General features: G+C 57.2%; 21 protein-coding genes. 6 read left to right on the top strand and 15 right to left on the bottom strand.

What is annotated here, in order from left to right:
- Positions 1-917 precede the first annotated feature (917 nt).
- From treZ to ACSQ3J_RS27845, 3 genes are all read right to left on the bottom strand, one after another.
- Positions 918-2,708, bottom strand: a complete 1,791-nt coding sequence (treZ, locus tag ACSQ3J_RS27855) for a malto-oligosyltrehalose trehalohydrolase (protein WP_082512239.1) — start codon at positions 2,706-2,708, stop codon at positions 918-920.
- Positions 2,705-3,481, bottom strand: a complete 777-nt coding sequence (locus ACSQ3J_RS27850; protein ID WP_060505608.1) for an SDR family oxidoreductase — start codon at positions 3,479-3,481, stop codon at positions 2,705-2,707. The genes treZ and ACSQ3J_RS27850 overlap by 4 nt, the downstream gene beginning before the upstream one ends.
- A 70-nt stretch (positions 3,482-3,551) precedes the next feature.
- Positions 3,552-4,211, bottom strand: coding sequence for a DUF6766 family protein (locus tag ACSQ3J_RS27845; RefSeq protein ID WP_060505607.1), 660 nt, complete (start codon positions 4,209-4,211; stop codon positions 3,552-3,554).
- Positions 4,212-4,950: 739 nt separating this feature from the next.
- Here ACSQ3J_RS27845 and ACSQ3J_RS27840 point away from each other — a divergent pair.
- Positions 4,951-7,290, top strand: coding sequence for an OmpA family protein (locus tag ACSQ3J_RS27840; RefSeq protein ID WP_436040773.1), 2,340 nt, complete (start codon positions 4,951-4,953; stop codon positions 7,288-7,290).
- 136 nt (positions 7,291-7,426) lie between these two features.
- Positions 7,427-7,651 (top strand): hypothetical protein, encoded by a 225-nt coding sequence (locus tag ACSQ3J_RS27835; protein ID WP_060504217.1) that lies wholly within the window; start codon positions 7,427-7,429, stop codon positions 7,649-7,651.
- A gap of 530 nt (positions 7,652-8,181) precedes the next feature.
- Here the strand turns inward: ACSQ3J_RS27835 and ACSQ3J_RS27830 are convergent.
- Both ACSQ3J_RS27830 and ACSQ3J_RS27825 read right to left on the bottom strand, forming a co-directional pair.
- The gene (locus ACSQ3J_RS27830; RefSeq protein ID WP_060504216.1) at positions 8,182-8,790 is read right to left on the bottom strand and encodes a general stress protein; all 609 of its coding nucleotides are present in this window, start codon (positions 8,788-8,790) and stop codon (positions 8,182-8,184) included.
- A gap of 16 nt (positions 8,791-8,806) precedes the next feature.
- On the bottom strand, positions 8,807-9,127 hold the full coding sequence (locus ACSQ3J_RS27825) for a PepSY domain-containing protein (protein ID WP_060504215.1): 321 nt from the start codon (positions 9,125-9,127) through the stop codon (positions 8,807-8,809).
- Between the two features lie 1,223 nt (positions 9,128-10,350).
- Between ACSQ3J_RS27825 and ACSQ3J_RS27820 the strand changes: the two genes are divergently transcribed.
- Positions 10,351-10,755, top strand: a complete 405-nt coding sequence (locus ACSQ3J_RS27820) for a hypothetical protein (protein WP_082512114.1) — start codon at positions 10,351-10,353, stop codon at positions 10,753-10,755.
- Positions 10,756-10,765: 10 nt separating this feature from the next.
- On the opposite strand, the gene ACSQ3J_RS27815 is transcribed toward ACSQ3J_RS27820, so the two are convergent.
- From ACSQ3J_RS27815 to ACSQ3J_RS27785, 7 genes are all read right to left on the bottom strand, one after another.
- Complete coding sequence (locus ACSQ3J_RS27815; RefSeq protein WP_060504214.1) at positions 10,766-10,957, bottom strand: hypothetical protein; 192 nt, start codon at positions 10,955-10,957, stop codon at positions 10,766-10,768.
- A 19-nt stretch (positions 10,958-10,976) separates the two neighbouring features.
- Positions 10,977-11,144: a hypothetical protein gene (locus tag ACSQ3J_RS27810; RefSeq protein ID WP_156397537.1), complete on the bottom strand. Its 168-nt coding sequence runs from the start codon at positions 11,142-11,144 to the stop codon at positions 10,977-10,979.
- Positions 11,145-11,324: 180 nt separating this feature from the next.
- Complete coding sequence (locus ACSQ3J_RS27805; RefSeq protein ID WP_060504213.1) at positions 11,325-11,726, bottom strand: DUF1236 domain-containing protein; 402 nt, start codon at positions 11,724-11,726, stop codon at positions 11,325-11,327.
- 132 nt (positions 11,727-11,858) lie between these two features.
- Positions 11,859-12,506, bottom strand: a complete 648-nt coding sequence (locus ACSQ3J_RS27800; protein WP_060504212.1) for a LuxR C-terminal-related transcriptional regulator — start codon at positions 12,504-12,506, stop codon at positions 11,859-11,861.
- Positions 12,503-13,903, bottom strand: a complete 1,401-nt coding sequence (locus tag ACSQ3J_RS27795) for a sensor histidine kinase (protein ID WP_436040770.1) — start codon at positions 13,901-13,903, stop codon at positions 12,503-12,505. The genes ACSQ3J_RS27800 and ACSQ3J_RS27795 overlap by 4 nt, the downstream gene beginning before the upstream one ends.
- A 126-nt stretch (positions 13,904-14,029) precedes the next feature.
- Positions 14,030-14,182 carry a BA14K family protein gene (locus ACSQ3J_RS27790; RefSeq protein WP_244482102.1) on the bottom strand — a complete coding sequence of 51 codons (153 nt, stop codon included), beginning with the start codon at positions 14,180-14,182 and terminating at the stop codon, positions 14,030-14,032.
- A gap of 109 nt (positions 14,183-14,291) precedes the next feature.
- On the bottom strand, positions 14,292-14,675 hold the full coding sequence (locus ACSQ3J_RS27785; RefSeq protein ID WP_436040769.1) for a hypothetical protein: 384 nt from the start codon (positions 14,673-14,675) through the stop codon (positions 14,292-14,294).
- 402 nt (positions 14,676-15,077) lie between these two features.
- Between ACSQ3J_RS27785 and ACSQ3J_RS27780 the strand changes: the two genes are divergently transcribed.
- Positions 15,078-15,875: a Ku protein gene (locus ACSQ3J_RS27780; protein WP_060504210.1), complete on the top strand. Its 798-nt coding sequence runs from the start codon at positions 15,078-15,080 to the stop codon at positions 15,873-15,875.
- Between the two features lie 11 nt (positions 15,876-15,886).
- Here ACSQ3J_RS27780 and ACSQ3J_RS27775 read toward each other — a convergent pair whose 3' ends face one another.
- Positions 15,887-16,747 (bottom strand): Ku protein, encoded by an 861-nt coding sequence (locus ACSQ3J_RS27775; RefSeq protein ID WP_060504209.1) that lies wholly within the window; start codon positions 16,745-16,747, stop codon positions 15,887-15,889.
- 623 nt (positions 16,748-17,370) lie between these two features.
- Here ACSQ3J_RS27775 and ACSQ3J_RS27770 point away from each other — a divergent pair.
- A complete protein-coding gene (locus ACSQ3J_RS27770; RefSeq protein ID WP_060504208.1) occupies positions 17,371-18,468 on the top strand; it encodes an extracellular catalytic domain type 1 short-chain-length polyhydroxyalkanoate depolymerase in 1,098 nt (365 codons plus the stop codon).
- Between the two features lie 83 nt (positions 18,469-18,551).
- A complete protein-coding gene (locus tag ACSQ3J_RS27765) occupies positions 18,552-18,866 on the top strand; it encodes a hypothetical protein (RefSeq protein ID WP_060504207.1) in 315 nt (104 codons plus the stop codon).
- 249 nt (positions 18,867-19,115) lie between these two features.
- Here ACSQ3J_RS27765 and ACSQ3J_RS27760 read toward each other — a convergent pair whose 3' ends face one another.
- Together ACSQ3J_RS27760 and ACSQ3J_RS27755 are read right to left on the bottom strand one after the other, a co-directional pair.
- Positions 19,116-21,359, bottom strand: coding sequence for a glycosyltransferase family 4 protein (locus tag ACSQ3J_RS27760; RefSeq protein WP_060504206.1), 2,244 nt, complete (start codon positions 21,357-21,359; stop codon positions 19,116-19,118).
- Positions 21,356-24,526, bottom strand: coding sequence for a glycosyltransferase (locus ACSQ3J_RS27755; RefSeq protein ID WP_082512115.1), 3,171 nt, complete (start codon positions 24,524-24,526; stop codon positions 21,356-21,358). The genes ACSQ3J_RS27760 and ACSQ3J_RS27755 overlap by 4 nt, the downstream gene beginning before the upstream one ends.
- Position 24,527 lies beyond the last annotated feature (1 nt).

Here is a 24,527-nt window from a genome sequence, read left to right as displayed (position 1 = left end):
TCGAAACAGACCACACTCTTCACTGGGCAACATCACACCCAATGAATTCGCGATGAAAACGGCTATGGAAAAACAGGCCGCATAAGGCCAGATTGAAAACCCAAGACTCTCCTGGAAACTGGAGGAAAGATGGGTCTCAGGTCACCACAACTCTGATCCTCGAGCGCTAGACATCACTAATCTCGACTGAGACCGCCCGGCTCGTGATTGAATCAAATGCGGACGATTTATATCCAAAATCGTTGCTCTGCGACCGCCCTCAACGGCCATGCACTCAGAAGACCGCGGGTAGATCGACTCTGCTATCGTCATGAGGGGCTTCAAGGCGCACGCCGCCGACCATTAGTTTCGCTAAGCTTGTACTCCACCTTCGTGCGAGAAATTGCCAGCGTTCCTGGCGGCCTCTTTGACATGCGCCTACGAAGCGTCTTTACTCGCCTCATACGTCGTTCCTGGTACTGACCACGGGTGGCTCTTGCAGACCCAGAGCTCAGCCGCGTGAGATGGTTCCGTATGTGACGTCCTACGCAGCTCGGTCTTCGTCGAGCGGCGGGTGCGTTAACGGTTGTTGAAACGCCGAGGCACCCGTTCTCAGAGTCATTGGGCAGTTGGGCCTTCGTTGACCTCTACCAGCGATCTTCGCTACAGCGACGATCCGCCCGAGATGTAGTATGGTCAAGATCGTCCTTCATCGCAGGCTACCGTCGACGGCCGCGAATAGAATGCGCATGGCCTCCAAATCACCCTGCGCGATGGCGCTCCCGGTAGTGAGTCCACCGCCCCCTCGGACCTCGATCTCATCCTCACCGGTCTTGCACACCAGTTCGGCATTTGTGGAAAACGGCCTGCAATTCCCATCGCAATGTTGCGTGCTTGCCGGTGGCACTCCGAGCCATACTGTATGGGCCATCACGTTTTCACCTAAGGAGGATTTGAACCGTGGCAGCGCCAAGAAAGTCGGCGTCCATGTCTTTCTCTGGAAAAATCCGTTGACCTAATCCGTTCGGCAAAGGAATATCATTTCTGGAGAAGTTCGCTCTTAACTGCAGGATCTGGGCGCCGAATTCCCAGTCAATGTAAATGCAGCAGTCCGGTGCATTAACGACGTGTCCAGACGAACCCTGTGATTTGCCAAGAAGCGGTATGATTTTCTGCTGCCTCAGACTTATCAAATAGCGAATATGCTGAGCCCATGCTCGTCCACCTTCGGTTTCGTGCTCACGCCAATCGAGCGTGCTCGCCAGAAACGTACCAATATCGTTCGGATCAGGGATGTCGGCTTGCAATGAGCCTCGTGGGAAGCCTCCGAAATTTGCCGCTTCCTTTGGACGACTTGTTCGTACCGCCTCGGCGAGATCTCCCTGATAGTCAGCAAAGAAATGGAACGGCCGCAGCGAAAGATGGTCGTCACCCATAAAGACCAATGGGATTTGTGGGGCGAGCAACAACATCTCTGTTAGCGCCCGGTAGACATGGCGATCAATGCCGAGGTGTAACCTATCGCCAAGGGCGCGGTTTCCAACCTGATCGTGGTTTTGTAAGAAATGAATGAACGCGGTGGGCGGTAAAGATGCAGTTGGGGGCGGGTCGTCACCTATAATCGGCTTGCCGGGGCTCAGATACCCATAGGCCATGGCGTGGCGGACCTTTTCCCAGGTATCCTCTTTAAAAGGCTCGTAGTGGCCGACGGCCTCACCTGTGACGGCCACGTGAAGCCCGTGATGGAAGTCATCGTTCCAATCAGCCTTGAAATATCGGCCTCCGGGCCGGTCGGCCGTCAAATCTGTTCCATTGGCCGGGTTTTCGGTGATGAGATGAACTTGCCTGCCGACGACCTCCTTACGGACAAGTAGCGCGATCTGCTCGAGGATATGAATATCACTGCTATCTTGAATTTGATCGATGGCGTCGAACCTAAGGCCGTCTAGCCTAAAATCGAGCAGCCAATACAGCACATTCTCGATGAAATAGGCGCGGACCTCCGGCTTCTCATAAGCGATCGCATCACCCCACGGCGTTGACGCACCTTGGCGGAAGAAACCCGGGGCGTACTGCCCGAGGTAGTTTCCTTCTGGTCCGAAGTGATTGTAGACGACGTCGAGGAACACCATCATCCCCAGCCCATGGGCAGCGTCGACTAGAGCTTTTAAGTCGTCGGGCGAGCCATATGTAGAATGCGGCGCGAATTGAAGGACGCCGTCATATCCCCAACCCCGGTTTCCGGGAAAATGGGCAAGCGGCATGATTTCGATAGCTGTGATTCCTAACTCCGCTAGGTGCTGCAGCCGTTCGATTGCAGCCCGAAACGTCCCCCGCTCTGTAAAGGTGCCAATGTGGATTTCATAAAGTATTGTCTCTTCCCAAGGCCGGCCCATCCAACGGATATGCTGCCAAGCAAAACTGTCGGGGTCCGTCAGAATGGACGGTCCATCAAGAGGGCCGGCCTGTTGTCTTGAGGCCGGATCGCCGACAACTCGCCCGTCTCCAAGGGCAAAGGCGTATGCGCTGCCGATCGCCGCTTTCGTCTCTACGTGGTGCCAGCCGTCTTCTGTTCTCGCCATCGGTACCTCAATCCCGTTGAGAACAAGGCCGATCTGTTGTTCCGCAGGAGCCCAAAGTTGGAACCGGTGGTTACCTCCTGAAAGAGCGCGCGGCCCCCAATGGCGTTCGTGCTTATTTGCTGCAAAACTAAGCATATCCGCGTTCATCGCAGCAACCCCTGCCCGCCATCGACCCAAATTGGGGATCCAGTGATGTGCCGGGCCTGGTCCGACGCAAGAAACGTTATGACGTCGGCAACGTCTTCGCTGCGGCCGGGTCGCCCCCCTGTTATGGGCACCTGTCCTTCGGGCCAGACCACAGGGATCGCGGTTTCGTGTTCGTGTCGTAACAAGGTGTTAGACTCGATATTCGTGTCGATCTCGCCGGGACAGACGGCGTTGATACGGATATGATGGCGCGCCAGTTCCAGAGCGAGCTGTTGAACCATGGCTACCTGTCCTGCTTTGGTCGCCGTGTATGCGGTCGCACCAGGTGTTGTGAACGTTCTGGTTCCGTTAATCGAGGATACTACGATGATAGAACCTCCCCCTGAAGCCTTCAAAAGGGGAACAGCGGTCGCGATCGTCAGAAAGGTCCCGGTGAGATTGACAGCGATCGTCTTGTTCCATTCTTCCAAGCTGAGGTCGTCAATCGGTGCCCAGACGCCGTTGATTCCGGCGTTCGCAACAACAACGTCCAGACGGCCATACTGTTTGACGAGCGTGGCAACGGCAGTCCGCATCTGGTCCTCGTCGGAGATGTCTGCATCGAGCGAAATCGCTTCATGGCCGTTGGCCTCGATTTTCAAGACAACTTCTTGAAGTTCATCGCCGCTATGCCCGAGGACGCCGACCGCGTAGCCGTTGGCGGCGAGTGAGACAGCGCAAGCTCGCCCAATCCCGGATCCTGCTCCTGTTACCAACGCAACCCGATTCGCCATTGAGCTTTTCCCCCTCGTGAAGATCAGGGAAACTAACTGGTTTAAGTTTGGTTCCGAGGCGTGAGGTTCATCAAGAGCCCGTCTGCCCGTGGGGCGCGGCGACAGCCTTGGATTCTGGCGATCCTCTGAACCGCAGGAAAATCGACAGCACGACGATGACGGCAGTCGACAGGAACTCGCTTTGCCAGTTCTGCAAGGACTCGAACCAGAATTGCGCGCTCGCTAGGTGATCTATCATCGAGCTCGTAGGTTGACCGTGGATTACTGCTTGGACGTTCTCGGCCTCGGCGCTGTACTTGAGGTGCAAGACGAATGTCAGAACGAATAGGGACGCCAACGCGGTGCCCAGCGAGTAGGAATAAGCCGTCCGCATCCATCCTCCAATTCGCACGGGCCACGGTGCCTCTGGGTCAGCAGCTTTATCCGCTGGGTTCCTGTCCACCTCGGAGGGCCCGTCCGGATCCTTGGATTCCGCCGAGCCCCGCTGGAACAAGAATGCGGTTAGCATCACATACGCCGACATTTGCAAAAATTCGGATTCCCAATTCTCGAACAAAGATGACAGGAAGTGGCCGGATGCAGCGTAAGCACCGAGACCGATCTGCGCCGCCCCGTGCTCGGTCAGCTCGTGATTGTAAACGGACCAGCCCGTCAGCACCATTCCCGACACGGTCGCGACAGACAGGACAATCAGCACGATGGTGAGGCCGTTATCTTTTAAAAATTTCATGGTTCTGCCTGCAAGGTAAGATGCAATCTTGACTGTAGATATGGCCGCTAACGCTCTCGGCAAGAGCGCGGTAGCACCTCTGGAACTAATGTCGCTTCGTAGACTTTCGGTGGCGGAGCCATCAAATCGGGCGGCTCGACGCAATATCGGACCAAGGTCCTATACAAATTGCGCAAAGGTCCCAAACCATGGATTTGCGGAACAGAAGTGCATCTGGGTAGTTGATGTGGCTAGGAAGCAATCGGCAAGCACAGAGATTACAACAATGCAAATGTTTAGGCGCGAAGATCGCGCCCATGGCGCTTTCGGTCGTAATGTTGGCGACCTTATTCGCCCCCGGCAGAAGCCTTTACGGGAGCTCACCTCACAATTCGCTCAACGCGGCCCTGAGATGAAAGTTGCCGACAGCTTGGCGACGATTGGCGCAGGGCCTGCGCCCTCATTTGGAGAAGCCGTTTCTGATCAGCCGGTTTGCGACGGCGGGAGTCACGTTGAATGGTGCGCCACCGGAGCTACCGAGCCTACACAACGGTCACGACGTTAATGCAGTTCCCACACTAAACGCCATAAATATGCAAAGGACGAGGAATCGGCATCGGAGTGAACTCCGGCAAGAAAATTGCAGGCCCGACCTGCGGAGAACGTCATTCAAAACTGGTTGCGTCCCGTGAGTACGATTGATTGCGGGCTTAGGTGACCGCCACTTGGAAAGCCTTTATCTCTGAAGGAGGAGACATTTATGAGCATCCGATCCAAACTTTTCGCGACCGTGGCGTTTCCCATGCTGTCGATATCGATCGCCGTCCAGCCGGCTTTGGCCGATAGCCTGATGAAACCGTTCGAAGTCGCGCAGGAAGATAGCGTCGCGCAGGCGGATGGTGGTGAACAGGCACCGGAAGAGATCATCAAGAAGCGCCGTCCGCGCGGCGAGCAGTCCGAAGAGCAGCCCGCCCAGGAAGAAGAGCAGCAACCGAGCCGCGCCGAGCGCCGCAAGGCGCGCCAGGATGCCGAGCAGCAGCAGGAACAGCCGGCACAGGAAACGCAGCCCGCACAGGAAGAGCAGCCGAGCCGCGCCGAACGCAGGAAGCAGCGGGCCGAACAGCAGCAGCAAGAGGAGCAGGCCCAGCCTTCCGGCGACGACGAGGCGGCAAAGGCTGCTGAAGAGAGGGCCAGGGCTCGCGCCGAACGCCGCAAGCAGAAGGCTGAACAGCAGCAGCAAGAAGAGCAGGCCCAGCCGTCCGGTGACGATGAGGCGGCAAAGGCTGCCGAGGAGAGGGCTAAGGCTCGCGCAGAGCGTCGTAAGCAGAAGGCTGAACAGCAGCAGCAAGAGGAGCAGGCCCAGCCTTCTGGCGACGATGAGGCGGCAAAGGCTGCTGAAGAGAAGGCCAAGGCTCGCGCCGAGCGCCGCAAGCAGAAGGCTGAACAGCAGCAGCAAGAAGAGCAGGCCCAGCCGTCCGGTGACGACGAGGCGGCAAAGGCTGCCGAGGAGAGGGCTAAGGCTCGCGCAGAGCGTCGCAAGCAGAAGGCTGAACAGCAGCAGCAAGAGGAGCAGGCCCAGCCTTCTGGCGACGATAAGGCGGCAAAGGCTGCTGAAGAGAAGGCCAAGGCTCGTGCCGAGCGCCGCAAGCAGCAGGCCGAACAGCAACAGCAGGAAGAGCAGGCTCAACCGTCCGACGATGACGAGGCCGCGCAAAAGGCTGCCGAGGAGCGTCGTCGCATCCGTGCCGAAGAGAAGGCCCGGGCACAGGCCGGCCAGCAGGACGACGGCCAGCCGCCGGTCGCAGAGGACGAATTGCGTCCCGCAATCGATGGTGATGGTGAACCAGCCAAGCGTCCCGACCGCCGTAAGCCGATCCCGGAAGTGGTCGATACGCGCAGTCAGGAAGAAAAGCAGGAGATTGCCCGCGACCCGTCCAAGAGTGACGAAACGGTGGTGCTTCCTGTCGATAATGGCGCAGCTGTTCTCGATAGCGACAAGGATGCCGACAACGCAGACAGCAATGCCCGTGAAAAGCGCCGCAAGCAGCGTGAACGCGCTCGCGCCGAAGACGACAATGTCGAGGTTCCAAAGAGCGATGCCGAAGCCCAATCGAGCCGCAGGGATCGCCGCCCGAGCCGAGAGGAGCTGGGGGCTAATCTGCGGGAAGAGGGCCGCCGTGTCGAGCGCGTGCCGGAATTCGGTGTCAACGACCTGATCGAGGCGTTCACCGGCAACAACGGCCGGCGCCCGCGTATCGACGAATCCCGCGACAACCGAACGGTTCTCGATTTCGGTGACCAGATCATCGTTCGCAGCGACGACCGTCCGCGTCTGCGCCGCAACGCCCAGGAAACCTATTATGAGGAACTGTCGCGCGGCCGATCCCGCGAGACGATCGAACGGCCGAATGGCGTGCGCATCGTGACCATCTACAATCGCTATGGCGACATCCTGCAGCGGTCGCGAATCGATCAGGACGGCCGCGAATATCTGATGATCTATGCGCCGGAAGCCGACGAGGGGCCGCGGCCGCCAGCCTATGACGTCGGTGAGGATCTGCCGCCGATGCGTCTGCGCGTGCCTGTTCGTGATTACATCATCGACACATCGAGCGAGCCTGACCGCGACTATTACGACTTCCTGGCCGAACCGCCGGTAGAGCGGGTCGAACGGACCTACACGATCGACGAGGTGAAGAACTCGGCCCGTATCCGCGACAAGGTGCGCCGTATCGATCTCGATACAATCACTTTCGCCACCGGCAGCGCTGAAGTGCCGATGTCGCAGGCCAAAACCCTGCGCAAGGTGGCGGATGCCATGCTAGAAGTGATCGAGAAGGATCCCGGCGAAACCTTCTTCATCGAAGGTCATACCGACGCGGTCGGCAGCGACGAGTCCAATCTGGTGCTTTCCGACGAACGCGCCGAATCGGTCGCCTCACTGCTGAGTGAAGTCTACGACATCCCGGCCGAAAACCTGGTGACCCAGGGTTATGGCGAGCGCTTCCTCAAGGTCCGCACGCAGTCTGCCGAACAGGAAAACCGCCGCGTGACAATCCGCCGCGTGACGCCGCTGGTCCGTCCGGTGGCCCAGAAATAATGAAGGCTTTTAACAGAAATAACCGCGAAACATTCTTAATCAGGCGCCGCGACGTCCGTTCGGTCTACTGCAGAGGGGCGCAACCTAGCCCGTGAGGAAACAAGATTGGCTATCGTGGAGTTCAAGGAGGAACACAATGCAGATCGAAGTCCACCGGGTATGCGAAAACCATCCCGACCGCGACCTGCAACATCAGGAGTGTGTGGGAGCATTCTACTGGCCATCATTAAAAGGGTGGAAGTCGGTCGAGACGGTGGAGGCGATGCAAGAAGACCTTATGTGGCTGCGTCTCCGCTTTAACAGAGACCTGGTTCCTGACGACCGACGAACCTTGGTCCAACAGCCATATTATGATGGGTAATCGGGCGTTCGACCTTGCTGCGCGTCGAGGCAGCAGGTTTGAACGGCGTCAGCGCCGCCCAGCGGAGGCTGGAAAGCCAGCCTCCCGGCAAATCTGCGCCGCCGCAACTCGCCCCCTGCGCGCCGAGCATATGAAACCGGAAGTTCGGGAAGACTTCAGCCTTGAGCAGCGCCAATAGCCGCAACAGCAGCCGACATCCGTCAACCGCACACCGGCCTCGAGTTTTGCCACAGCGCCACTTCTCACGCCTGTCCCAGACGGCAACCGGACACGCATCCTCAACTATGATTACTTGATACCCGCTTCCAACGCTGAACCGTTGACGAACGGACCAGCGACAACCCGCTGCCCTAAAAGAACGCCTACCCCGAGTGGGTCACCCGGGGAAAAAGGGCAAGGCTCAGTAGTCGCCGTGAGTTAGCAGGGGCTAAGTGGGGCGGACTGCTCTCCGGATCTAATAGAAGCATGATCGGCCGACAACGAACGGGGCCGATTTGGCCCCGTTGTATTCCAGACGCGAGATATGTGGCTTACAATGCGCGGCCTGCGTAACGTGCACGCTCCGCATCGATCTCAGCTTGCGAGTAAGGAGCTGACTTGTCGTCGAAAGCTGTCCATCCCAGACCTTCATAAGCAGTCCGGCGTGCCGGAATATCGACCCAGTTCGAGCGTTGAAGGATTGCTTCGACCTCATGGGCGCGGGCATCAGCAACCTTCGCGGTCACCAGGGTACCGCCCCGGCGCACCCCTTCGGCATAGACATGGGCGTCGCGCTCATTGACGCCCGAATCGGTGAGTGCACCGACGATGCCGCCTGCGGCGCCACCGACGACCGCGCCAGCAACAGCACCCGCAGCCGTGGCAGCCAGCCAGCCTGCTGCAACCACCGGGCCGACGCCTGGAATGGCCATGATGCCAAGACCCGTCAGCAGACCGCCCACGCCGCCAACGGCGGCACCGATACCAGCGCCAGCGCCTGCGTCTTCGGCGGCGTCATTATCGTCGTCCTTGTAGCGTCCGTCCGAATTGTTGGAGACGATGCTGATGTCGTTGTCCGAAATGCCTGCTGCCTTGAGCTGCTCGACAGCCGAGCTTGCATCGGAATACGTGTCAAAAAGCCCTGTTACTGTTTTCGTCATAGATTTCTCCTCCAGGTTACTTGGCAACAATGTTGCCTTGGTAGTCCATAGACACCATTACTGCCTTGCCGTCCTTGGTCGCTTTGCCCTGCCAGACGCCCTGGTCGTCGAGCTTCAGCTCGGTGACGTCGGCATAACCGGCTTCGATGATGCGCTCCTTGGCCTGATCTTCCGTGAAGCTATTAGCGCCTTCGACTGGCGCGGTCGCGTTCTGATCGGACGGAGACGCTACTGCTGGCGTATCGCCGTCCGGATTTGCCGCCGGCTTGGTTTCCTGTGCGAATACCGAGGTTGCGGAAAAGGCGACGGCAGCCGACGCAATAAGAAGTTTTTTCATGAGGTTCTCCTTGCGGGATCGTTGAATGATCCTCGGCAAGGGAACACTTAAGGAATCAAATGGTTCCGAAGATTCCGGTCGCCAAGCACGCCCTAGACCTTTGAAGGATCTGTCCCGGACTTAAGTCCTGCTTTAGGCCCAACGGTTTTAGTAAAAGGCATTTCAACATGGCGTCCAACACTATGCTCTCTCCGCACCATATCGGCTTGATCATGTCAGAAATTCTTTTTGGGACTGTGAACCTGCATTTGCAATTTGCGCGATGGGAGAAGAGTTTGAGTCTCAGCGCACCGGCAACGGCCGAACCACTTTTGGAGCTAGTGGTATCGACAAACCTCGGTATGCTCTACCTTCGCTAATGGGCGGCAGGGATGACCGCCCTGTCTCACCTTCAGAAAATTGCATCGATCCAGAAGTACGGCTCTCCCCTTCTCCGTTACCCGCCTGCCCCTGTCTTTTCCCATGGAATACCATGACCACCCAGCACGTCGCGCCATGCGATAGCGGCAGGCTTTACCAGGGCTTAACAATCTTCCTCGCACGAACAACAAGCGTTTGAAACGCTTGCCAGCAGTGTGGGTATTCGCCGAGAACAATTAGCTCCCATCGCCAGGGCCGTAGGCGACCTTCGTCCAGACCACCGACTACTCATTTGCGCTGCCTTCATCGAACACAAATCGCTCATCGGCAGGTAGTTCGTCCCGCCAAGGGCCACTGGTCAACCAACCTGGCGGCGCTAGTCCCGGCAGCATCAGAATTTGGTGCACATCATGAGACTCCGGTCGTGACCTTCTGGACGTCGATTAGCCCGCCCGCTTTGATAGTCCAACCACTACTCCGTTGCGCTGCGCCTGCGTGATGCCGCGCCATGCGTTTTTGATCAGGCTGCAAACGATCGTAGCGCATGTTCTTCACCCCGGCATCCGACTTCAGTTCCGGGCAGGGCTTAGACCTTCGGCGGTTGAGGCGGGCAACATCGTTCCGCTACGGAAGGCTCCGCCCCAGGACTTCAGCCACCACTTCACGGGGCCTTGGTCTCATAAGAAATGAGGGAAAGGTTGTGTTTCCGTAGAAAGCGAATGGCTTTACGTTGACGATCCATTCGCATTTATCCAGAGTACAGGCTGAGCAAGGTGCTCCGTTCGTCTCAAATCTGTCGTGGTTTTGGCCCGTTTGCTGGTGATGACCGGATAGCATGTAGCTTTGCTATGAGGGATTAAACCATGGCAACGCGCCGAAGTACCCGTCAGCGTCCGCTTTCGATCGTCCTGAGCGCGCTGATCGCGATGGCTCCGTGCTCGGCGAGCATCTCGGACTACTCAATCGGTTTCTCTCTGCAGAGCGCTTTGGCAAAAAACGGCAACAACGGCAATGGCGGAAGTGGTAATGGCAGCGGTGGCAGCAAGGGCGGGAAGAGCGAAACGCCCGGAAAGTCGAACACTCAAGGAGCCAACAAGGGCGTGAGGACTAAGGGCAGCCGCCCCTCGCTTTCGGTTCGCCATGACGATGGGATGAGTGAAGCCGTACGCGATGGCAGATACATCATGAAAGACTCCAAGGGCCGAACCATCGTCAACCGCCGCGCCACCTTGGGAGACGAGGTCCGCCTGCGGTTTTTTCGTCATTGAACGTTGCACATCAAGCCGATGCTCGGGCGGCCAGCTGTTCGAGCTTCGACTGTATGAACGCAAGGGGCTCCTTGATCATGATCGGACCGGCTGGCGTCACGACTTTCGTGAGTTTGTTGTTGTTCACGGGATAGATGGCGACAAACTGATCTACATTCATGTACAATTTCTCGTCGTTTTCAGATGTCAGTTCCAGCCACATGAGGTGTTCCTTCAGCGGGTTAACGGGTTTCATCGACCGACGGCAAAACCACCGCCACGCGCCGCTCTTTATGACCAGAGCGGCCCTCCGACAAAATTGCGACTGTCGCTGTCGCCACGATCACGAACAACAGGATGAGTGGTCCACCAAGGGACGCGGCTGGTTCATGAGAGTTATTGTAGGACATGCTGGCCCCTCCAAGGTGACGATATGGCCGAGGCGACGCTGCAACGTCGCCTCGGCCAATGGTTCAAGCGAATCCGACGAATGACAGGATTGCGCCGATGATCACGACGGCTCCGACGAGCCAGATCAAGCTGTTCATAATCTCTCTCCTGCGCGGGCAGGTTACCCGCACTTCCTGGCGTTACTGGATGATCTGAACCACGGTGCGGGTCTGCGGATCGACAATGACGCGCTGCTCGTTAACGACGGTGTACGAATAGCGCGGATCTTCGGCGATCGGCATAAGGACGACCTCCTGCGGGATAGGCTTCCCGATAACGATCGGCTGCTTGACGACAACCGAGTTTTGAACAGGCTGTTGCTGGACGTAGGTGACGACGCGTGCCGGCGGCGGGTCGATGGCAGCCCCTACAATGAGGCCGGCAGCACCACCAATGGCAGCGCCGACAGGGCCACCCACGATCGCACCCGTAACCGCACCACCTGCGGCACCCGTGACCGCGCTGTTGGCGTCATCGGCATAGGCAGAACTGCCAAGAGCGAGCGTAACAAAGGCCGATGCAAAAATGAGTTTCGTGTTCATGATAGTCTCCAAATGTTCTTTTTCACAGGAGCTAAACGACACGAAATCAAACCTGTTCCCCGCCACGACCTATACCTCGACGCTACAGGACTTAAGTCCTCCATCGCTGCGTCGCGGAAAACCTGAAGCCATTTAATAGGGCATCATCGCGTTGCGCAGCGTCATGGCCGCTTCCGTTCTGTTGCTAATTCCCAGCTTCGAGAAGATATGGGTCATGTGCTGCTTGATCGTCTTCTCGTGCACGCCAAGCCGGAGTGCAATCCGCTTATTGCTGAGGCCCTCGGCCACGAGATGCAAGACTTCCTGCTCGCGGTTCGTCAGAGCGTCGATCGGATTGGCCTGCCTCGCCCGGGCTTCGGATGATGACATGTCTGACAGTAGTCTGGCCGACAACGTCGGTGAGACATAGGTGTCGCCCGCATCTACCGATCTGACGATATCCGCCAACATTCGCGACCCGACGCCTTTCAGCACGTAGCCTTTTGCGCCTTTTGACAACGCGCTCATCACATCGTCGCCCGTTTCCGAGACTGTCAGCATAATAATTTTCTGGCCGGGATTCTCGTGCAATACGGGGAGGATCGCATTCAGTCCGCCGCCCGGCATCGAGATATCCATGAGCAGGATACTCGGCCTAAGGGTGGCGCTCAATGCAAGCGCCTCTTGCGAAGTGGATCCTTCGCCTACGATCCGGAAACCAGGTATTTCCGAAAGGATGCGCATGACACCTTCGCGAAACAGCGGATGATCATCAACCACGGCTATTGTTATCTCTTTCATGCGGGCTCCATCCCACGTAGGTTCAGGGACATGCGCAGCACGGTTCCCCGGTTCGAAGTCTTCAAGTCGAAATGTCCACCCAAGCTTTCAACCCGTTCGCGCAAGCCTGACAGGCCAAGGCTCGACGGTTCGATCTTCGCCGGGTCGAAGCCTGGGCCGCTGTCACCAACTGTTATGAATAGGTTCTGCCCATCGAAGGTCTGAACGACATACTGTCCGGCTGCGCCACCATGTCGGAACCCGTTGTTGAGCGCCTCTTGCAGAAATCGGAAGACGCAGATTTTTACCGATAACGACAGCGGCGGGGATTTCGGAGGCATCGAGAGCCTCACTGTTGTGCCCGTGCGCTGCATATGAGCCTTGAGTGCTCGTTCGATAATCTCCCCGAGATCGGCTCCTTCGATCTGCGGAAGGACGAGGCCGCTGCAGATCGTTCGTATTTCCTGCATGGCGTCATCGAGACTGGATTTGATAGACTTGATCTCTCGTTCCCGCATCTTCGGCGACGTGCGGTGATTGCTGATGAGATCGCTGTCGACCTTCAGCGCCGCGAGAGCGACAAGCTGTGCCGGTCCATCGTGCAGTTCGGCTCCGAGACGTCGTAGATATCGCTCGTTCAACGCCGTTGTGCGCTGGCTGGCGCGCTGGAGCTTCGCACTAAGTTCGCCGTTCTGCGTCAAAAGGTCGTATAGGTCCTGGATCCGCTCCTTCAACGCTTCTCGCTGGCTGTCGATCGTCCTGCTGCCTCTGGACACGAGCAGCGACAGGATGGCGAAGAATGTCATGGTAAATGCCACGACAGCAATCCAGCTTTGTAGGCGTGCGCGGTTCAGGCTGTGTTGGAAATCGGTCGCAATCTCATAGAACTCGAGGACGGCGACGACATCCCCGGACCAAGGCTGCAGAACCGGATTGTAGACCTCAAGGAGCGGATCGCCGGCTTCGCGTTCGCTCTCGCTCCCGACATCGTCGATGTTGTCATATTCGGTGACCATTATTCCAGTGAGCGCCGTCTGCAGGCCGTCGCTGATCGGCAGCTTCTGCCCGATATGCTGTCTGTTGTTGGAGTAAAGAATCGTCCCGTCGGGCCGCCAAAGCTTAAAAGACATCAGACGCCTTCCGAGTGCTCCCTGGCCAAGCGTCTCGTCTAGCGCCTGCTTTACGGAGTCGCTCAAGTCGGTGCTGGCTTGCATGTCCGGCAGCAGCGGTGCGATGACGCTATCGACGTATAGTGCAGTCGCGGCTCCAGAATTTCTTGTGACCGCATCCTCAATGAGGCTAGTGACGAACGCCCCAACGATGAGAGTTGCGAAGAGCGTGACCAAGCCTCCGACGAGAAGAAACTGCTGAGCCAGCGAAAGCGCCTTCCAATGATTGCCTTTGATGAACGGGTGCATGCTTGACAAAAGATCCCAACGCCACATTGCTAGCCTGCGAAGTGTCTGTCACAAACTAAGGCGGTACTGCGTTTCGTCAACGATTGGGAGTGCGATCGTCGGCGAATCCAACGGCCGCGTTTTTTTTCAAATGTACGGAGAGACGCAGGACCGGATTTCACCGCTGAATGCCCTATACGTATTGTTACCCGGGTTATAGGAGCGGTAGCGCGCGAAGCACCACTGGGCGTGGATCGTTCCGGAATATTCGATCTTACCGATGTGGGAATCTTGCTCCACCACCTCCGCGGGCACAGTGTTCTGGGGGGGAGATGCGAACGACGGCTCACATCGGCGGCGTGCGCCGTTGTACGGCTTGAATGTGTTGTCCGACGAACGATAGGACGTGTTATCGCTCGGCGCACCACTTGGCCGCTTCAGTGCCGGCCTGGAAACTTGAGGGCAGGCCCACGCTCGCCGTTTCACCTTCGCCGCTCAGATTGGGATGGGAGAGTTTCCTTGAAAGTTGGGTGGCGCTTGCGACAATGTTGTCCACGGCAGGAGTTAGGTCCGCCGATTTCGGCAGGTCGGTGACGAGGGCTGGAAGGCGCTCAAAATTCTGCTTGCTGGGATCGACTGACGAGGGTTTGGACGTCCAGAGCGAGGTAATGTCTATGCTGTTCAGGTTTTTGATTTCATCCTCGGGAAGGTGACTGGAGATTGCCATGACATTACCCGCTATCGCGGTGAGCGAGAGTGTTATGCCCACGATGGGCAGGATAGAATAAGTCATGAACGGGGCTCCTGCGTTCCGATGGTTCCCACGCCAATTGAGGAAAGGGAGAACGGTTATTCCGTGTAGGTTTCAGCGTGAACTCGCGCGCCTCATCCCGACAGTGTTCTGAGCCACCAAACGCCGCCAGGGTACGCGAGTTCCAGCTAACAATGCCGATACCGGCCCTATTAGCCCTTTGCTGTTGAAAAATCAGGACTAAAGCCCTGAATGGCATCATGTCTGAGAGCGCTCAATCATTGCTTTAGATCTATCGATGCCGACCCGCCACTTGGCGTCCTGCGCGTCGCGAAGTTGAGCATTTCTTTCACGCGCTGGTCTGCGCTTTCCGCAAAGTGCCTCCAAGCGAGGAACAAACGCGTCATCCCGCCGTTCACGAAGAATTCCCACGGAGTATCTTGCATGGCACCTCGGTCATTCTGGAAAGGCTATCTCAAGCTTTCTTTGGTGAACTGCGCGGTGTCCATGATCCCCGCGACCACCGAGAGTGAAAAAGTACGGTTTCACACCCTGAACCGAGCCACAGAGAACCGTGTTGTCAGCCGCTTTGTCGATTCCGTGACAGGGCGGGAAGTTGACGAAGATGACGAGGTCAAGGGTTTCCAGCGGGGCGAAGATGAATATGTGATGCTTGAAGACGACGAGATAGATGCTGTCGCGCTTGAAAGTACACGTACGATCGATATCGAAACCTTTGTCCCAAAAGATTCAATTGAATGGATCTGGTACGACACACCGCATTATCTCACTCCCAGCGATAAGGTTGGAGAGGAAGCGTTTGCCGTTATCCGCGAGGCGATGGCCGCCAAGGGCGTGGTCGGAATAGCTCGCTTGGTCATGTATCGGCGCGAACGGGCCGTGATGCTCGAACCACGCGACAATGGCATCGTCCTGTGGACGCTGCGCTACGGCGACGAAGTGCGTGATCCCAACCAATATTTCAAGGCGATCGGGGCACAGAAATCCGAATCCCACTACATGCAGCTCATGGGAAAATTCATTGAGGCGCGTTCAACGCCATGGGACCCTTCGATCGTTGATGACCCGGTACAAGATCGCATCCTCGACATGATCGCCACCAAGAAAAAGGCCAAATCGAAGAAAACGGTGGCCCGCAAGATTGAGGCCAAAGGTCCGAACAACGTCATCAACATCATGGACGCGCTTAAAAAGAGCCTGGATGCCACTAAGAAAAAATGACCGCCTAACCATCAGCCTGCCTTTCGGGTCGGGGCAGTCTTCTTGGGTTGAGTGCCGGTGCTCTTCTTGGATTTTTTGCTCGGCTTTTTGGCTTCAGCCTTAATACCCGCACTCTGGCGCAAGGCATCCATCAGATCCACGACCTTCGCCGGTTCTGGAGCGGGGCGCGGCTTGATCTTCCGACCTTCAAGCTTGGCCTTCACAACATCCGTAAGCGCCTGTTCATAGCGATCGTCGAACTTGCTGGGATCGAATTTACCCATTTTTCCGCCGATAATGTGGTCGGCGAGATCGAGCAGTTCCTTTTCGATTTCAAGCTTTGGCGTGTCGCTAAAGGCATCTTCTGCCGAGCGGACTTCGTATTCGAAATTGAGGGTCGACGCGACCAGCCCTTTTCCATGCGGTCTGATCAAAAGCTTTCGGACACGGCGGAACAGCACGGTTTCAGCAATGGCGGCGACTTGCTTCTTTTCCAATCCATCACGGATCAGAGTGAAAACTTCGAGACTTTGCTTGTCCGAGGGAGAGAGGTAGTAGGGCTTGTCGAAATAGACGTCATCAATGTCATCGCACTTGATGAACATTTCCGCGTCGAGTATTTTGTCTGCGTCCGGCACTGTCGCGGCAACCTCTTCAGGCTCGAAGACGACGTAGTGGCCGTCGGACTCTTCATATCCTTTGACCTGGTCCTCCCGCTGCACGACCTTGCCGGTTTCGCTATCCACGAACTCACGACGGACGCGATTTCCTGTCTTGCGATTGAGGGTGTGGAAAGCTATGCGCTCTGAGGTTGAAGCGGCGGTGTAGAGCGATACAGCGCACGTTAGCTCACCGATCTTGAGAAACCCCTTCCAGTTCGCCCGTGGCGCCATCTGTCTTCTCTCCTGCAAAAGTGAAAAATGTCCACGAACAACTTTAGTTCCGCGAGCAGTGCTCACGACCGAGTTGAACTTTCCCCCGTTAGTGCCGAAGCAGCGGCTGGAGCAGACGTGCCCGAAGAGCTGAAAGCATGAAGTCGACACTCGAGGTTACCCAAGCTGCTATGACGCAGGTAACCCGCCACTACTGCGGTGCACTGGTGCATTTGCCGACTGAGACTATTGGCTGACCCAAAACTTCCGATCAAGCAGGGGTTACGCGGTGGTCAACGTCGGAGCCTTTGCTCCGCCGTCTGGCTGCGGCCAGACGTAACCTTCAACTGAAGACGGACCTAATATCGTCCACCAAGGCCTCAGACCGGGCATTGTTGGCTTTGAGGCAGGCTGACCTCAGCTGATATCGGTGTGTCTTAGAATGATCAGTTCATTTCAAAGCGGTACATTTTTGACGATACTATCGGGCGACTTATGGGCGTTCGGCCGGTAAAGCATTGAACGACCGAAAGAATGCGAAAACCAAACGTTTCAAAATAACTTTGTGCAGTGCAGCAACAAACTCGCTTCTCACGCGTTGAGGGGCACGTGGCAGTCGTCGTCAGCCGCGAGGGAGACCTTAGATGCGATCCATTTCCGATACGATCGAACGGTTGCGTAAATTGCGCGCGGCTAAGGGCCAAGCATTCCACCCTGACGGAGTATTGTCGGACCTTGGGCCTTTCGGCACCAACCCTGGTGGATTGGAGGCGCGAGCACACATTCCCGCGAGGTTGCCGCTCCACTCCGCACTCGTCGTCGTCCTTCATGGATGCACTCAGACCGCGAGCGGCTACGATTATGGCTCTGGATGGTCACGACTAGCAGACGACTACGGCTTTGCGGTTCTCTTCCCTCAACAGACCCAGAGCAACAATGCCAACACCTGCTTCAACTGGTTCGTCCCTGACGACATCGGGCGGGGTCGGGGAGAAGCCGCGTCGATCCGACAGATGATAGAGACTGCAACGCTACGTTATGATATAGACCGCCGCCGCATTTTCATCACCGGCTTATCTGCGGGCGGTGCCATGGCGAACGTCATGCTCGTAACATACCCCGAAGTATTTGCTGGAGGCGCAATAATCGCTGGCCTTCCATATCGCACGGCAACGACCATTCCAGCGGCATTTGACCGGATGCGCGGTTATGGCACTCCCGACGCGACGACACTGCAATCTCTTCTCCGCAATGCATCAGGGCATAAGGGGCCCTGGCCAACGATTTCGGTATGGCAAGGGACGCGGGACGCAACAGTGGCTCCGTCCAACGCGATGTTCATAATTGATCAATGGCGCGGCGTTCATGACGTGCCACCAAAGCCTGATCTCATCGAGACGTTTGATGGCCATACCCGCCAAGCTTGGAAATCAGCCGACGGAAGAGCTGTCATCGAGCATTTCAGCATCAGTGGGATGGGACATGGGACACCGATCGATCCGAGGTCCGGCTATGGAAGGAGCGGGCCCTATATGCTCGACGTCGGTATTTCGTCCACATTTCATATAGCCCGGACCTGGGGATTGGTCGCATCGTTCGATAGACGACAGGAACAAGATCTTGATTTCAATCTACCCATTCAGCCCATGTCTGTTACGACGCGAGTGTCCTCATCTGGCCCGACAAGCGGAATTCAAAACACGATCGAGGACGCATTGCGAGCAGCCGGTCTGATGAAATAACACAGGCACTCCGGGAGGGTTTTCCGTAAACGCCTTGTAGCCCTCTCTCAGCGCTATCGAGCTAAAGGGAATGTGAGAGATAAATGTCAGCAGAAATAAGACGACGTGCGGCTGCGAGCGCGTTTCAACGTGCGCAGCGGGCGGGCCATGCTATCGAGCAGGACCCACGGTTCCACGAATGGGTTGAGGAATGGATTGCCGGGCGAATAACAATGCCGGATGTTGCAATGCGCTACCGTGCCTTAATTATCGAACGCTCGGCCGCCCGTCGTGCAGACACCAATGCTCACGTATTTGAGGCTCTACAACAGACGGAGACGACCGCTGGAGCTGAGCCTGCACGCTCCTTCGACCTGGAAACCGAGATCGGCCGCCTTATGGACGAGGATCGCCGATAGTCCCGTCACGCCATTGTTCCGGCAGTCGGTGGCTCTTGCGCCCGAACAATTGCTGCTGTGGCTATTTCAGTGAGCTCTCACGGCCAGCGGGAGTGGCCAAACCCGACAGTCATGTGGCAAAACGAATACGTTTTCCCCGACGAGAGGGCCGAACCACGTAAGCGCTGGCGTGTTCGCTTTCCCGATCCGGCAAATCGTCAAGAATGGGTGTAAGCCTCATCGCTCGGTGACCGCCTTTAAGATCAGCTCTTACAGCCGTTGCATATCACGCAACGCACGCGCAAGCGGCTCATATACTTGCCGCTCAATTCCCTCGCAGCGCATCGACAGTAACCCGTTGTCGCAGGGCCTCCCGTCGTCCCATCCTGCATGGTTGATAATAGGATACAGGCAAATACCCTCGACAGGAACCCCTCTGCGCATGGCTGCGCGGACCTCGGCGTTAACGTAAGTGATCCAAGCTGGGCGTCTTTCTGCCTCGATACCAGTTTCCGATATAAAGATCGGTTTCCCATAGCGGGCGTAGGTCTCGACCAGGATCGTGCGCAACGGCTTATAAAGTCGGTGGTCGATATCGATGGGAGGCCCTCCGTGGATCCACTGGTTGTTGTGATAATAATTCACGCCGACGATGTCGAGATACTTTTCAGCGCCGCCGATCTGCGGCCACATCCGGCCGGCGATCAGATCCCATCCTTGATATTGTGACTGACGGTGACCGTCGGCAACTCTTCGTTCCCATGGGCGGGCCGGATCGGTGACAACGTTGATTACCGGGTCACAGTGAACGAACCGCGCCCTCGGATCGACAGAAACAATCGCGTCCATGGCAGCAATCGAAGCGCGCGCCAACTGAACTTTGAGCTCAAAACCCCGTCCATGGGCAAAAGGATTTAGATAGCCTGCGTCGCCACCGCCCCACGAGAAGAAAGAGATTTCATTAACGGGGCAATAAAACGCCACTGAGTTGCTCTCCTTGGCTACAATCCGCGCTACTGCTCCGGCAAAGCGTGCGAAACGCGCGACGAAATCCTGCGACCAGATGTCAATGCTGTCGGGCCAGCCATAATGCAATAAATCCCAGATGACCTGAGTTCCAGTCTCCGTCGATGCCCTGAGCATAGGAAGGAAACTCGACCACTCATATTGCCCGGGGACTGCCTCGATCAGATGCCATCGCAACCCGTCGCGCACGGTGTGCATCGAATGTTGGGCCAGTTGGGTATAGTCGTTTGCTGCATGAACATCATGCCCGGTTTGAGCGATCACATCGAGGCGTCTTCCAATCGCTTCTCCAGGCCGTGCACGGATCCGGTGCGTGGAACACTCGAAGCCACCCTGGAGAAATGATTGAAACAGCCCTGTGGGCTTCGAACCAGCCCGTTCGGATGCGACGTCCCGAATAAGCCTCTCCCATTGGGGAATGACGGCGGTAGCGCTATAGTGCGTTTCGACCCTCCGCCGCAGAGCTTGTCCAAGCCGCTTTCGTAGCTGGGCGGATGAAATCAGCATCCTCATGGCCTTGGCAACGGCTGCTGGGTCGTCGTACGGTACAAATAGTCCTGACACGCCATCATCAATTTGCTGCACGGCGCCATTGTCGGGAGTGGCGATGACAGGCAAACCAGCGGCACCCGCCTCGGCAATTACATGCGGCATTCCCTCTCCCTTCGACAGCCAGGCGAAGACGTCGCAAGCGGAGAGGAGAGCTGGGATATCTGTGCGATCGCCGAGAAATGTCAGCGCACCGGTCAATCCGCGGGCGGCGGCGAGTGAGCGTAGCTGCTCGGCATAATCCGGTAAGAATGCATCCGGACCACCGACTATGACGAAGCGCGAAGTCGTGTCGTCTGCATGTACGATCGCCGCGGCCTCAATGAACTGATCGACGTTTTTCTTGGGGTCGAGACGGCCTACCCAGGCGATCAGAACATCGCTTTCCGCTATGGCGAGCGACGCGCGCATGGCGGTCCTTTGCAAGGGATCAAATTCCGAAAGATCGACCATCGAAGGAATTTCGATCGCATCGTTTTCGCGTCCCGGCATAATGGTGGCCGCGGCATCCCGAATAGATTTGCAGACACCAACGTACCGATTAGTGAAGTGTTTTGGCCCTGCAAGGGCTTCTGACACGAGGCCTCCATGCTCGATCAGGGCAGGCCGCAGATGAATACGCTCCAGCGCAGGATAAATATCGGCGACGTTTTGGCATGAGACTACCACGTCATAGCCCGATATCTTGCCTGCTAGATAGGAAACCGTATCCTCAAAGGAAAGTTCGTAAGGCGTCGTATCGACATCGACGCCGAGCGCCGCGAGTTGCTCATGTGTCTGTAACGGCATGTTGGGTTTGCGAAAGCATGCGACAACATCGAGTTTGAAGCGGGCCTGATCGAGGTGTGTTGCTAGAAGCCGGACTTCGGTTTCCTCGCCCCCGACCACCAGCCACGCGAAGACAAAGAGTATGCGGATCGGCGGTTCCTGCGGGGTCATGCGTGGACCTTAAAAACGATCTGCACAAATTCCGGCCGGTTTTCCACCAAATCGGCGAGAAATTTAGGACCGTCGTCAAACGGGACGACATGGGTAATCATATGCTCTCGAATGAGAGTGCCGTGACTTTTCATCAGCTGCACGGTTTCGCCAGCCAGTCGCCGCCTGTCCCAGAGCGATTCCAGACCGCGAGGCACGCGATTAATCTGAGCGCAGCGGATGTTGAGACCGTTATGATGAAACTCCTCGCCCAGCCGCAACGCATCGGCGCCGCCTTGATAGAAGGCGAGGTCGATCACAGTACCTTGCGGACGCAATGTTTTTAGCGCTACATGCAGGCTGCGGGAATGTGCGCGCGTTTGGAACACCACATCGCCGCCGCGATCGTTGCCACCGTTATGCCAGCGCGATTTCGCATAATGCCACACTTCCTCTTCACTCATGGCCATCAGGCCCATGGCACGGGCTTTGTCCCGGCGAAATTCCGAGGGGTCAGCGACGATGACACCTGACGCGCCCCGTTTCTCTGCAAAAAGAGCTGTCATCAAACCCACGGTGCCGGCACCGAACACGACCACGTTACGTCCCGCGATACCCGCGCCGAAGCTCGATACGTTGGCTCCAAATGCATCCGCGTCGGCATGCAAAATGCCATTGGCAGCAATCGGGCCCATCTGCGCGACAAATATGCCGAGTATTGGATCGAATCCGGCGGGCAATGGCACCAGCACATCCTGGAAGGGATCGGCCGTATGACCGCTTTTGTGGGCGTAGCTCGAGGCAACGACGTCGCCGGTCTCAAAGCCCGGTGCTCTCGACTCCGAGACACGTGCCACTTCCATGTAACCCAGGAAAGGCACGGGATAGCGCAGGTCGGGTTCATGTTCGATAAATACCCCACGGCCACCGTCAAAACGGGAATGGAAGTAGGGATTGGTATTTTTCATGAAGGTTAACTCGGTCCCGGCGGAAAAACCGGTGTAAAGCGTTTCCAACCGGACATGCCCGTCAGCAGGTGGGCCTTCTTCATACTGCAGGAAGTAAGGCTTTCCCCGACTTTCGATCCCAAGCGAGCGAATGTGACGATGGCCCGGAGGCAGACTCTGTGGAAGTTCTTTCTGCGGGGGGTTCTTAAGCGGCGAGGCCGGCTTGCGGTCCAGCACCGGCACGGAAAGCTTGACCGGTTCGCCGCAACGCGCTGAAATTTCGACGGCGAGCGCCAGCCTGTGTGTTGCCAGCGCGTCCTTATAGTCGCACCGGATATGATTTTCGCTGCCGCTCACCGCGTCGATGAAATCGCGGTCTTCGCGCCAGACCGGGTCGCCTTCGGCGTTCCGCACGGGCCGGCCGGCGCCGACATCGACCATGATATCATGGTCGGTCAATTCGATCGCCAGCCGGTCGGCGAAGATGTTCAGGCCGACCCTGTGACTCCATCCGAGAAGGCAAGTGGAAGAAATGTTGGCGATAACGCCCGACTGGAAGGTGAGGTTCGCGGTCGTGACGGCCGGCACGTCGAGGCCAGGAAACTCCGGTCGGTCTTTGAAGCCGGTACGCCCGTAGACTTCTGTAACTTCTCCAATCAGGTAACGGGCAAGATCGATGATATGCGTCGTCTGCTCAACCATCTGGCCGCCTGAGCGATCGGTCTTCCACCACCATTGCGGCGGTGGCGTCTGGTCTAGCCAATACCCAGACAAAAGCTGAGCAGGATTGTCGGCCAAAATTCTGCGTGCCTCTTCCACCGTATCGAGATAGCGCCAATGGTATCCGACAGCTGTGATCAGTTTCGCGCGATCGATCGCCGCCGACAATTCTTCGGCCAACCCGACATCGAGCGTAATCGGTTTTTCAACAAAGAAGGGAATACCGCGTGCAATAAGATCGCGCTCGGCGTCCCCATGGGCAAACGGTGGAACGCAGATGTAAACCGCATCAAGAACCTCTTCCACCAGCATTCTGCTATGGTTGTCAAACGCGCGCGCACCAAATCGGGAGGCGGCCTTTATGGCACGATCGAAGTCGGGGTCAGCGAAGGCCACCAGTGCCACGTCGTCGAAGCTGGACAGAAGATCGAGGTGCCGTTGTGCGATGCCGCCGACGCCGATGAAGCCGATACGTATCTTGTTCATGAAACCATGTCCTTGTTGCTTGTCTGTCTGCCCGGAAAGGAACCGCCGGTAGACAGCGGCTGTTTCATCTGCCATGCGCTGTGCCGAAAATTCGGCAAAAAACCGGTCTTGGCTGGCCTGAGCCGCACTCTGAGTGCGTTCGGGCGATGCGAGAGCATCGAGTATTGAAGAAGCGAGAGCGGCGGGGTTCCCGCACTCCGTGAGGAATGGGTAATCCGTTCCGAGTGCCTCGACCGTGCTGGCGATCCGGGTTGCTACAATGGGCAGCCGAAGCGACATCGCTTCGAGAACCGCGAGAGGAAGCCCCTCAAACAGCGAAGGCAGGACGAAAAGGTCAGCGCTGGCCATGATCTCTGCGATATCGCAGCGATGGCCAAGGAACCGCACATTCGGGCCTAGCGCCAAGTCTTCGACCAGTGAGCCGACCGCTTCAAGTTCTTCACCCCTACCGGCAAGGAGCAGAACCGCTGTTGGGTAGACCGCAAGCACCGCCGGCATCGCCCTGATCAGAGTCGCGTGATCCTTCTGTTTGGCAAAACGCGCTACGGTAAGCAGAACGACTTTTCCGTCCAGGCCGAGGGCATCATGTGCCGGCTGGCCAGCTACAATCGGTGGGAAGATCCCGTTGCGCACGACGGTCATGTGATCGGAGGCAACACCGTTGTTTTCGAAAGCCGACCGCGACGCCTCAGATACAACGATATGATGCGACAGAGCCGCGCTTTGCCGCGCATATTGCTCTATCTGACAACTATCCGTCAGGAGATAGGGCAGATGTTCTGTTCGTATGACAGGGATGCCGCATGCCGCTCCCGCCTGTGCGATTGCGTGTCCTTCCCAACCTATGCCAGCATGCACATGAAGAATGGAGGCACCGTAAGAATGCAGCCATTCTTCGAACGCGCCACCCTCATCAAGGGCCTTAACCGCCAGTCCGGCAGCAGCGGCTCTGACCAGCAGGTTTGCGTCAAGCGCTTCCAAAGCGGTTATCGTCACATCAAGCTGAGGCTGAAGCGCTCGGCCCAGTGTCAGCATA

Origin of the sequence: Rhizobium sp. LjRoot98, from assembly GCF_964252935.1 — a bacterium.
Lineage (GTDB): Bacteria > Pseudomonadota > Alphaproteobacteria > Rhizobiales > Rhizobiaceae > Pararhizobium.
Note: the sequence above shows the minus strand (reverse complement) of the source record. Positions and strands in the feature narration are given on the sequence as shown.

Excerpts from the sequence above, each read along its gene's own strand:
- treZ (WP_082512239.1), bottom strand. The coding sequence starts at position 2,708 with ATGAACGCGGATATGCTTAGTTTTGCAGCAAATAAGCACGAACGCCAT.
- ACSQ3J_RS27850 (WP_060505608.1), bottom strand. The coding sequence starts at position 3,481 with ATGGCGAATCGGGTTGCGTTGGTAACAGGAGCAGGATCCGGGATTGGG.
- ACSQ3J_RS27845 (WP_060505607.1), bottom strand. The coding sequence starts at position 4,211 with ATGAAATTTTTAAAAGATAACGGCCTCACCATCGTGCTGATTGTCCTG.
- ACSQ3J_RS27840 (WP_436040773.1), top strand. The coding sequence starts at position 4,951 with ATGAGCATCCGATCCAAACTTTTCGCGACCGTGGCGTTTCCCATGCTG.
- ACSQ3J_RS27835 (WP_060504217.1), top strand. The coding sequence starts at position 7,427 with ATGCAGATCGAAGTCCACCGGGTATGCGAAAACCATCCCGACCGCGAC.
- ACSQ3J_RS27830 (WP_060504216.1), bottom strand. The coding sequence starts at position 8,790 with ATGACGAAAACAGTAACAGGGCTTTTTGACACGTATTCCGATGCAAGC.
- ACSQ3J_RS27825 (WP_060504215.1), bottom strand. The coding sequence starts at position 9,127 with ATGAAAAAACTTCTTATTGCGTCGGCTGCCGTCGCCTTTTCCGCAACC.
- ACSQ3J_RS27820 (WP_082512114.1), top strand. The coding sequence starts at position 10,351 with ATGGCAACGCGCCGAAGTACCCGTCAGCGTCCGCTTTCGATCGTCCTG.
- ACSQ3J_RS27815 (WP_060504214.1), bottom strand. The coding sequence starts at position 10,957 with ATGTGGCTGGAACTGACATCTGAAAACGACGAGAAATTGTACATGAAT.
- ACSQ3J_RS27810 (WP_156397537.1), bottom strand. The coding sequence starts at position 11,144 with ATGTCCTACAATAACTCTCATGAACCAGCCGCGTCCCTTGGTGGACCA.
- ACSQ3J_RS27805 (WP_060504213.1), bottom strand. The coding sequence starts at position 11,726 with ATGAACACGAAACTCATTTTTGCATCGGCCTTTGTTACGCTCGCTCTT.
- ACSQ3J_RS27800 (WP_060504212.1), bottom strand. The coding sequence starts at position 12,506 with ATGAAAGAGATAACAATAGCCGTGGTTGATGATCATCCGCTGTTTCGC.
- ACSQ3J_RS27795 (WP_436040770.1), bottom strand. The coding sequence starts at position 13,903 with ATGCACCCGTTCATCAAAGGCAATCATTGGAAGGCGCTTTCGCTGGCT.
- ACSQ3J_RS27785 (WP_436040769.1), bottom strand. The coding sequence starts at position 14,675 with ATGACTTATTCTATCCTGCCCATCGTGGGCATAACACTCTCGCTCACC.
- ACSQ3J_RS27780 (WP_060504210.1), top strand. The coding sequence starts at position 15,078 with ATGGCACCTCGGTCATTCTGGAAAGGCTATCTCAAGCTTTCTTTGGTG.
- ACSQ3J_RS27775 (WP_060504209.1), bottom strand. The coding sequence starts at position 16,747 with ATGGCGCCACGGGCGAACTGGAAGGGGTTTCTCAAGATCGGTGAGCTA.
- ACSQ3J_RS27770 (WP_060504208.1), top strand. The coding sequence starts at position 17,371 with ATGCGATCCATTTCCGATACGATCGAACGGTTGCGTAAATTGCGCGCG.
- ACSQ3J_RS27765 (WP_060504207.1), top strand. The coding sequence starts at position 18,552 with ATGTCAGCAGAAATAAGACGACGTGCGGCTGCGAGCGCGTTTCAACGT.
- ACSQ3J_RS27760 (WP_060504206.1), bottom strand. The coding sequence starts at position 21,359 with ATGACCCCGCAGGAACCGCCGATCCGCATACTCTTTGTCTTCGCGTGG.
- ACSQ3J_RS27755 (WP_082512115.1), bottom strand. The coding sequence starts at position 24,526 with ATGCTGACACTGGGCCGAGCGCTTCAGCCTCAGCTTGATGTGACGATA.